The organism is Halomicrobium sp. IBSBa, assembly GCF_017612575.1.
Taxonomy (GTDB): domain Archaea; phylum Halobacteriota; class Halobacteria; order Halobacteriales; family Haloarculaceae; genus Halomicrobium.
In genome coordinates this window covers 1-8,096 of the sequence record NZ_JADPQC010000013.1, presented here as the reverse complement: position 1 = coordinate 8,096, position 8,096 = coordinate 1, and the positions used below count along the sequence as shown (strand labels likewise).

General features: G+C 55.4%; 11 protein-coding genes. 8 read left to right on the top strand and 3 right to left on the bottom strand.

The features are described 5' to 3' along the window. Nucleotides 1–176 precede the first annotated feature (176 nt). Both IL252_RS17130 and IL252_RS17125 read right to left on the bottom strand, forming a co-directional pair. Nucleotides 177–1,169 carry a site-specific integrase gene (locus tag IL252_RS17130; protein ID WP_153554944.1) on the bottom strand — a complete coding sequence of 331 codons (993 nt, stop codon included), beginning with the start codon at nt 1,167–1,169 and terminating at the stop codon, nt 177–179. A gap of 41 nt (nt 1,170–1,210) precedes the next feature. After that, nucleotides 1,211–1,471: a hypothetical protein gene (locus tag IL252_RS17125; protein WP_153554662.1), complete on the bottom strand. Its 261-nt coding sequence runs from the start codon at nt 1,469–1,471 to the stop codon at nt 1,211–1,213. A 432-nt stretch (nt 1,472–1,903) separates the two neighbouring features. On the opposite strand from IL252_RS17125, the gene IL252_RS17120 reads away from it, so the two are divergent. From IL252_RS17120 to IL252_RS17110, 3 genes are read left to right on the top strand one after another with little or no spacing between them, the layout of a single operon-like run. Beyond that, nucleotides 1,904–2,146 carry a helix-turn-helix domain-containing protein gene (locus IL252_RS17120; RefSeq protein WP_244257309.1) on the top strand — a complete coding sequence of 81 codons (243 nt, stop codon included), beginning with the start codon at nt 1,904–1,906 and terminating at the stop codon, nt 2,144–2,146. 46 nt (nt 2,147–2,192) lie between these two features. After that, entirely contained in the window at nt 2,193–3,080 is an 888-nt protein-coding gene (locus tag IL252_RS17115; protein WP_208629035.1) for a hypothetical protein, read from the top strand. Then, nucleotides 3,077–3,529, top strand: coding sequence for a hypothetical protein (locus tag IL252_RS17110; protein ID WP_208629034.1), 453 nt, complete (start codon nt 3,077–3,079; stop codon nt 3,527–3,529). Before IL252_RS17115 ends, IL252_RS17110 begins: the two co-directional genes overlap by 4 nt. A 26-nt stretch (nt 3,530–3,555) precedes the next feature. Here IL252_RS17110 and IL252_RS17105 read toward each other — a convergent pair whose 3' ends face one another. Next, a complete protein-coding gene (locus IL252_RS17105; protein WP_208629033.1) occupies nt 3,556–3,807 on the bottom strand; it encodes a hypothetical protein in 252 nt (83 codons plus the stop codon). Between the two features lie 272 nt (nt 3,808–4,079). On the opposite strand from IL252_RS17105, the gene IL252_RS17100 reads away from it, so the two are divergent. From IL252_RS17100 to IL252_RS17080, 5 genes are all read left to right on the top strand, one after another. Further along, nucleotides 4,080–4,358 (top strand): hypothetical protein, encoded by a 279-nt coding sequence (locus tag IL252_RS17100; RefSeq protein WP_208629032.1) that lies wholly within the window; start codon nt 4,080–4,082, stop codon nt 4,356–4,358. 134 nt (nt 4,359–4,492) lie between these two features. Beyond that, entirely contained in the window at nt 4,493–5,647 is a 1,155-nt protein-coding gene (locus IL252_RS17095) for a restriction endonuclease (RefSeq protein ID WP_208629031.1), read from the top strand. A 98-nt stretch (nt 5,648–5,745) separates the two neighbouring features. Continuing rightward, nucleotides 5,746–6,177, top strand: a complete 432-nt coding sequence (locus IL252_RS17090; protein WP_208629030.1) for a hypothetical protein — start codon at nt 5,746–5,748, stop codon at nt 6,175–6,177. Beyond that, nucleotides 6,174–6,434 (top strand): hypothetical protein, encoded by a 261-nt coding sequence (locus IL252_RS17085; protein WP_208629029.1) that lies wholly within the window; start codon nt 6,174–6,176, stop codon nt 6,432–6,434. Before IL252_RS17090 ends, IL252_RS17085 begins: the two co-directional genes overlap by 4 nt. Next, nucleotides 6,431–8,096 (top strand): hypothetical protein (locus tag IL252_RS17080; protein WP_208629028.1); only part of this gene is annotated, 1,666 nt, incomplete at its 3' end. The genes IL252_RS17085 and IL252_RS17080, both read left to right, overlap by 4 nt.

Genomic DNA, 8,096 nt, shown 5'->3' with positions numbered 1-8,096 from the left:
ATTCGAGTCAGCTCGGAACCGGGGTTTTTCGCTAACCCAATTTGCCTGTTTTCGGTCAGTATGGGCGTCGCTCGTCGCAATTTCGGTTCGGCCAGGAATCAGGCAGTTGCTTGATGGGCCCTGGCGGGTGAACATCTCAATCGTACCGCTGTATGATAGTTTTCGATTCATTGAAGTCAGGAATCTGGAAGGTAATCGCGGCGCTGTTCGGCCTTCTCACGCTCGCCACGGCGGTCGTAGTGCTTGTCGAGAATCTGGCCGCTGGCGTTCAGTCGGTCAGAGACGACCTGTTTCGGCACGTCGTTGCGACGGTAGGCAGTCACCCGACCACTCCGAACGTCGTGGGGTGACCGCGCCGACGGGCACGTACTCTTCTTGTGTGGCTCGGTTGCCTCGCAGCTCTCGATGTCGCGGTTGTGCGGACACCCTTCGTTTCGCCAGCACGGGCGCGTGATCCGGTAGAGCGTGTTCCGAAGTGTCGAGATCGCGGCGCGGCCCTTCGTGGTCGTGATCAGTGGCCGTCGCCCGTACTCGTCGGTCACGACATCGCGCTGACCTTCGACGTAATCACTGACGATCCGCGCGACTCGCTGACTGATCGAGTTCCAGCGCTCGCCCTTGGTGTCGTTCTTGAGCGGCGTGCCCTTCTCCGGTCGATGAACGAACTGGAGACCGGGCGTATCACCTTCGAGTTCGCAGTCGTCCAGGTCGAGCGCGCGCAGCCCACCGACGCGACAGCCGGTGTGCCAGAGCAGGAGCATGACGACGTGCTGCCGGCTCGCGTAGTAGTACTGATTCAGGTAGTCGAGGATGCCCGTCGCTCGCTCGGGTTCGAGCGTCGAGTCGGAAACACCGCTCCCGCCGCTCAGTGTCGGGAGGGGAACCTTCGTCCGAAGGTCCTGGGGGACCGCATCGACTTCGGCGGCGAACCGCAGGAACGTCCGCAACGTCGCGAGCTGCCCACGGAGGGTGATCTGCTCAACTGGCTCGCGGTCCTCACCCTGGCCCTCCCGTCGCCAGATCCGATACTCGTACAGGTCGCGACCGGAGATCTCGTTAAGGTTCTCGATCTCTTCCTCCTTGCACCACTGCAGGAACGCTTCGAGACGGTACTTGTGGCCCGTCAGCGTCGCTTCGGTGTACTCGTCTTGCTTGCTGTTCAGGTACATCTCGACGCCGCGCTCGGGAGACAGTGCTTCGAGATCGGCGCTCACGTCTGGTCACCCCCGTCGAGATCGCGGTCGTACGGACCGACCGGCGTCACCAGCCGCACGCTCTCGCGCTCGCGAAGGTCGCCGGTCTTCCGGTCGTGCAGCTCGTGGAACTCGCCGTCGACGCCCTGGGCGCGCGCACAGGAGGCACACCAGAAGTGGTGGTTGGTGGGCTCCCAGGAGCGATGGCCGCGGGGACAGACGAATCGCCATCGGTCGGTCCGGCTCTCGATTCGAACCGTCTTCTTCTGCTCCGACATACTCGTCTGGGACCGACGAAGGGCATCGTAAAAGGCGCGAGTCTTACCCGCGCGGTGAAAGTGAAAGTGATTGGTTCGCCGCCCCGTCCCGCCGAAATAGCGATTTCGGCCGGTGAAAGTAAAACGGGGAAGCGCGCGGTCGATCGTGCCACCTGCATTAAGGCGGTAGGCTCGTCTCGTGGTCATGTGTTCGCTCGCAAGAGCAACACCCCGGCCGACGGACATGGGCGTCGGCTCCCGACTCTTTCTCTCGGACCTGCTCGCCGAGGACCGGGTGTGGCGCTCTTAGCACCCACATTGTACTGACCTGGCTTAAAACCACATCGTACGTTGATCTGCAAGTATACGAATGGTGATTGGACTGCAACCCACCGATGAAACTATGAAATCGCCCCTTGACTCCCGAATATGCGACGACCGAGGGTTTCGTGGATGACTCAGGCCGATGGACGTATCCTCGAAACTCTCGCAGACAGTGATCTGGTCCTCTCGCCCCGCATACTCGCGGTCAATACCGACTACTCACGCCACTACGTTAGTCGCCGTTTGGGGAAGCTACATGATGCTGAACTCGTTGAGAAGGTCGACGATGGACTATACCAGATCACTGAGAAAGGAAGAGATTATTTGACGGGAGACCTCCAAGCCGGCGATCTACAAATTAATCAGGAGTGATTCCTGTTGATTGCATTTATAACACATCATACACTATTGGTCACAAATGGGTGACGATGAAGATAGAGAAAAGAAATCAGATGATGTTTGCGAAAATGAGGTAGACACTGAAGTCAACCCGGCGGCCAACCCATTCGCTGATATTGATACGACGGTCGGTCTACCCGCAGACTTCGACGAAGATATCGATCTACTCACTGGTGTCAACCCAGCAGTCGACTCATTCGCTAATATTGATACGACGGTCGGTCTACTCGCAGACTTCGACGAAGATATCGATCTACTCACTGGCGTCAACCCGGCAGTCGACTCATTCGCTAATATTGATACGACAGTCGGTCTACTCGCAGACTTCGACGAGGATCTCGATCTACTCACTGGTGTCAATCCGGCAGTCGACTCATTCGCTAATATTGATACGACAGTCGGTCTGCTGTCGGACTTCGACGAGGATCTCGATCTACTCACTGGTGTCAACCCAGCATTCGACCCATTCGCTAATATTGATTCGACAGTCGGTCTGCTGTCGGACTTCGACGAAGATCTCGATCTACTCACTGGCGTCAACCCGGCGGCCAACCCATTCGCTGACATTGATACGACGGTCGGTCTGCTGTCGGACTTGCAGTGCAAATCAAACAGTGAAGGGCTGGAAAGCGAGGATCAATTACAAGCAGAGTATTTCGTTGATCATCTGGCCCTCTACATTTTCAATTCAGAATCAGATCTATTTGATGGTCTGCGAATTCAAGCGATCAAAATTCTTGCCGAAGATAATTTGCATCGAAAGCGAGAGGTCTATCGAGAATTAATCATAGAATCAAGCGTCGGTGCAAAAATAGCGATTGAACAAGCGACAAGATATCTACTGATTTGTCTGATCGCGTTTTTCACCCCCTATACAGATGAAGAAAATGGATCCGAGAACGAATGATTGGACGTATCCTTGATCTGATTGGTGAAAAGAGAATTGAGTCCGTATTCTTACCAATGGGGATATTTTCATACATATATGCATCTGGCAATACAGCGATGTGTTCTTTTAATCCAATCAACAGTCCCTTTGTGTATACTGGCTTTTCCGATCATATGTATCTGGTATTTGCAATAATCTCCACAATTACAGCATCAATAGTCTATGACTCACTAAGGAACTATTACAATATGGAAACCGACGATCCAGCAGAGGCTCTACCAGATAGATTACCAGCCACAACCATTGTACTAATATCATTTATCTCATTCATTTCATTGGGTCTTTTGAGTTTTTCAGAGGTTATTTCTCGTGTTTGCTCAAAAAGCCCAGTATTATTGGGAATCTTCCTCATATCGCTAATTATAATTACCTCAGCACTATCGAGTGCTTTCCTAACGTCATCATGATCCAATTGGTAGACATATCATATTCATCAATCAATAGTAACTATTTGCTCAGTTTGAATTTCGTAGGTGCCAGGAACCGTCAGTGTCTCGGCGATCTCCCGCTTCTGCCGGACCGTCAGATCATCACGGGCAAGTACCTCCCGGATTCGGTCGTCGATTCGCCGAGAGAACTCGGCTGACTTCATGAGCGCGGTCGTCTTGTTGCAGTCCCAGAACTCGGCGGCCTGCTCGATCGTGTCGGTTCGGTGCGCGTGCTTACCGTCTTCGCGGATTCGCATACCCGCCGCTCGTGAACACGATGGTAAAATAGTGGTCTGCTCGGGTAACTCGAAGCCCGATTACTGATAAAGGCCAGCGCGGCCCATAGCCCACAACCCTCGAAGCCACCCTTCGTTGCCCTCACCGAGCTCCCAATATGCACACGGCCAGATCCCGCCCGTGTGCATATCGCGACGAGCGAGATTCTCGACGTGCGAGCCCTGGGGGTCAAATGCGCCGACTACCCTCAGCCTGAGCTGGATTTATCATACAACAAGTACACCATGTTAGCATGGATACTGAATTGCTCACTGATGAGAAATACGAAGAGCTACTCAGGTCTCGCGACAGAGAGTTGACTGAATCACAGAGACGGAAACTAAAGAAGATCGATAGGGCAGAAGTACTTCTAAACGAATATTCTGAAGAGTTGGACGATGATGCGATTGAAGAGGTTTCCACTGTACTCCGGCGTCGCCAAATGGAACTCTTAACAGACGAGAAAGAGCCCTCTATGGACAAAATCTTGGAGGAATTACCGGACCAGATTCAAATTCAATTCAACCACTGACTTCTTGCCCCGTCTTTTATTTCACCTGCACAAGGATTTGCTCATTCGATGTATTGCAGACAACTTCAGAAATGGGCTCGATAGCTCTGGTGAGATAATGAATTATAGTATGGCTGTCTCAACAGGTAGAATAGATGGCCGACTACGGGCGGGAGTACGTTGTCAACAAGACGTATCGAAGTTCCAGCGATGCCACCAAGGATCAGTTTCAGAAATGGCTCAATGGGCCGATTGATAACGGAATCAGGAACAGCGGTGGTATCAGATCGATCACTAATCCCGACACCGGCAAGCGGGAATTTCTGGTCTTCGTCTCTGATTCAGGCGCATCACAGACACAGAATCCTTGGGAAGACGTCATCAACATGGAGGAAGGGATCGTTCGCTACTGGGGAGATGCAAAAGCCCGTCACACCCCTCACCCAGAGACTGCTACAGGTAACGGTTGGGTGAAAGACGACTATTGCCGGACCTACGCACAAAATGACCGTCCAAATGCTCCACCAGTCCTGCTCTTCGAGAAACCCGAGTCAGGGAAAGTCACCTTCCGCGGTGTCTGTATTATTACAGACCTAAGGATTGAACGACACCGGGATAACGGTGAAACGGTCGTCAATTATCTCTTCGAGCTGGCAATCCTCAATGCGAATTCTATCGATCTGGAGTGGGTTCACCGGAAAGCAAGAACCGGAGTCGATGTCGGTGGCCCAGATGCGTGGAATCGGTGGGTCCGAGAAGGTCGAATCCAACGGTATTCGATCTACAAAGACAGTATCCGGTCCAAAGAAGGCCAAGACCCGGAAGGACGTGAAGCCGATCTGCTCGAAGACATTCGCGAACGACTGGATGATCCGAACAAGGGAGAGAAACTTGAGGTTCTAATACAGTTCTTGATGGAGGGTCTCAAGAACTTCAGCAACGTCGAGTTGACCCCAGAGAGTGGAGATCGTGGCGTCGATCTGACCGGTCAGGTGGACTTGTTCTCTGACAGGCCACTACGGGGTGTCGATACGAAGATCGAGTTCAAAGCTCAGGTCAAAAATAGGGGCAGTAGCATCTCTGGTAAGGAATTAAGTCGATTGGCCTCGCGTGTAGACGACGGTGAGATAGGGCTGTTTTTCACAACCTCACATTACACCAGAAGTGCCCAGCGAGAGAATCTTTCTACGTATCCTGTTCGGCTCTTCTCAGGTGGCGATCTCGTCGAGTTGCTGTTTCAGACCGACCTCGCAGACAATGGTAAATTGACAGACGAGGTTGTCGAGGACATTCACGAGGAAGTTGGCTAACCTGAGCCACCACACTTGTCGAGAGTTCATCTTCGACCTGACTTTTACCCAACCTCGCTCGCCCTTTGCTCGTTCGCTGTGACAGCGAACGAGCAACCATGTACGGAAAGATCGACATCGAAGACGCGCTGTTCGGCACGGTGTTCGCCGCGAGCGCGTTCGTGACGAACGGAATCGCGACGATCAACATCCTCGGTAATGACCTGGGAGCGGCGGTGTGGACGGTCCAGGGGACGGACATCACCTTCGCGTTCCTGCTGACGCTCGTCGCCCTCGTCGGCGCGTACGCGACGAACCGGGTGAACCGCTCCAGCGGGAAGTCCTACGAGATCGATACGGACCTGGCGAACATCGCTCGCGGGGAAGCGCCGGTCGAGACGTACCTCGCGGTGGGCACGGCGATCCTCGTCCTGGTCACTGGGCTGAACATCCTCGGTGCCCAGGAAGTCATCGCCGGTACCGCTGCATTCGGGCTGGTCGTCGTCGCCGTCGAGGCGAGTGGCTACTACGTCATCAGCTACCTCGGGTGATCCTCGTGAAGCTCGATACTCTCCTCGGCTACGGCCTGCTCGGCACCATCGGCGTGTCCGCCTCGACGATCGCTTCGGCTCTCGTCGGCCAGCCGTTCCCCGTCGTCGTTCCGACGATCTTCGCCGCCGCCGTCGTCGCCGCCCACCACGTCCGAACCAACGACTCCGACGACGACCAGCTCGACGACGCGACCGACCAGGACGTGCGCGATGCCGTCGGCGAGACCGCCGTCGCCACCGACGGGGGCGAGCCATGAACCGCGGCGCGGTCCTCGTCGCCGTCCTGCTCGTCTCCTCGGCGATCGCCCCCGCCGGCCTCGCGCTCGGTCAGACAGACACCAACACGTACAGCAAGACGATCACCGGCCACCCAGATCGCATCGTCGTCAATCAGGCCAACATCGACGGACAGTTCACTGTCGAGATCTCCACGACCGACGGCCCCGGCGGCAGTAACGTCACGCTGGTGCGCGAGCAAGTCGGCCCCGGCGCGGAGAAGTACATCCAGTTCAACAACCAGCGCGCCTATGAATCCGTGACGGCGACGGTCACGCTGGCCGACAGTGCCACCGGCGAGCCCACTTTCGGCGACGGATCTGACAAGGGGTTCGATATCAGCTACGTCATCGGCTCGACCGGCGGTGATCGGGACCTGACGTGTGGCACTGGCGAGCGGATCAACTCGCTGACCAACCCATACGTCGAGGTTGTTGACTGCCAGACGCTCCCCGGCAAAACGGAGGTGAACACGACGAACGCAGACGCTGAACAGGTCAAACTCGACATCTACCAGTCGGCACAGAACGAAAAGGCGTCGAGCGAGATCTACCAGACGACGCTCGACAACAAACTCGAAGGCACAAAGACGCAGGCCCGTATTTTCGGCAAGAATGCCTATATCCGGGCGCTGAACAACGGCAGCAGCGAAGCGGCAGCGAAGACGGCTGCCAAAGCCGCTGTGGCCAACTACTACGCAGTCATGCAGGCGAATCTTATCAAGCACTGGAATCTCAAGCTCGCCAACGCTGCTTACCTCAAGGGTGTCGCTGAGAACGAAAGCAGCGTCGATCCGATGTTCCCTGCTGATGGGGACATTTACTCGACGTACGACGGCGGGACCTCTAACGGTCAGTATGAGGTTAGTGACGTTACCTACGAACACGGGACTGAATCTGTTAGTCTCGCAAACGGGTCCACCATGGACGCCACTACGATGCAGGTGACTGGCCGTCTGTATCAGGTTAACGACGACTTCGATGACCGGGATTCCAAAGTCGTCGGGATCACGACTCCGAACAACTTCACCACCAACACGCAGTACGGCCCGATCTACTGGTACAGTCTCGGTGTCAATGCTCCGAACAGCAACTTCGAGAGCCGGACCTACATCGACTTCGGTGCTACTAACCAGCGTCTCATCGAAATCTCGTCCCAAAACGATGCTGTCCAGAGTGACATGGACACGCTCGTCACCAACACGTACGACGAGTATCAGGCGGGCGAGATCAACAACTCCGACCTGATCGACCCGTACGTCTTCAGTCAAGAATTCTCGCCCGGAGACCAGTATCAGGGCTGGGCCGCCGCGCAACTGACCATGCTCGGGACCAACAGTCCTGAGGCGATGGATTCGATCGGTCGATTCGACATCTCGACGGCTGACGGGGACCACACCGGGGTGCTGATGTCCCAGACGAACCCCAACAGCGGTCAGTTCACGGTCAACCAGACCTACGACCCGGCCAACATCTCCGGCACCCAGTACGTCGTCACGGATAGCCAGATCCACGAACTGACGACTCCCTTCGAGATTCGGTCGATCGAGACCACTGATGGGGAACGTCGACAGAACGTCACCATCGAGAAGACGACCTACGAGACCGCCGACGTGAACACCACCCAGCTCACCAAACTGTACG

Bases quoted from the DNA above. Each gene is read 5' to 3' on its own strand.
- IL252_RS17115 (WP_208629035.1), top strand. From the start codon at position 2,193: ATGGGTGACGATGAAGATAGAGAAAAGAAATCAGATGATGTTTGCGAA.
- IL252_RS17120 (WP_244257309.1), top strand. From the start codon at position 1,904: ATGACTCAGGCCGATGGACGTATCCTCGAAACTCTCGCAGACAGTGAT.
- IL252_RS17125 (WP_153554662.1), bottom strand. From the start codon at position 1,471: ATGTCGGAGCAGAAGAAGACGGTTCGAATCGAGAGCCGGACCGACCGA.
- IL252_RS17105 (WP_208629033.1), bottom strand. From the start codon at position 3,807: ATGCGAATCCGCGAAGACGGTAAGCACGCGCACCGAACCGACACGATC.
- IL252_RS17110 (WP_208629034.1), top strand. From the start codon at position 3,077: ATGATTGGACGTATCCTTGATCTGATTGGTGAAAAGAGAATTGAGTCC.
- IL252_RS17100 (WP_208629032.1), top strand. From the start codon at position 4,080: ATGGATACTGAATTGCTCACTGATGAGAAATACGAAGAGCTACTCAGG.
- IL252_RS17130 (WP_153554944.1), bottom strand. From the start codon at position 1,169: ATGTACCTGAACAGCAAGCAAGACGAGTACACCGAAGCGACGCTGACG.
- IL252_RS17090 (WP_208629030.1), top strand. From the start codon at position 5,746: ATGTACGGAAAGATCGACATCGAAGACGCGCTGTTCGGCACGGTGTTC.
- IL252_RS17095 (WP_208629031.1), top strand. From the start codon at position 4,493: ATGGCCGACTACGGGCGGGAGTACGTTGTCAACAAGACGTATCGAAGT.